General features: G+C 63.4%; 1 protein-coding gene. It reads right to left on the reverse strand.

The window, feature by feature from the left end:
- A partial coding sequence (locus SB772_RS41615; protein WP_410838723.1) for a DUF748 domain-containing protein occupies nucleotides 1-268 on the reverse strand: 268 nt, incomplete at both ends.

Consider the following 268-nt stretch of genomic DNA (forward strand, 5'->3'; position numbering starts at 1 on the left):
GGCGAGATGCAGTTCGACTTCCGACTCGCGCGAAACGGCGAACGGCTTGGTCTTGCCGTCAATGGCGAGCGTGCTCGCGCCGTCGATGCGCGCGCGCAGCATCGGCTGCACGAAGATATCGGTCTTGGAAGGCAGCGTGGCGATGAACGGAATGCCCAGCGTCCAGCGGTCGATCACGTGCTTCTCGTTGAGCAGGCGGTCGTCGAACGTGATCTGGCCGTTCTCCACGCGGATATTCGAGACGGAGAACTCGGCGGGCTTGCTGCTC

This window comes from Paraburkholderia sp. SIMBA_030 (assembly GCF_046535245.1).
Classification (GTDB): domain Bacteria; phylum Pseudomonadota; class Gammaproteobacteria; order Burkholderiales; family Burkholderiaceae; genus Paraburkholderia.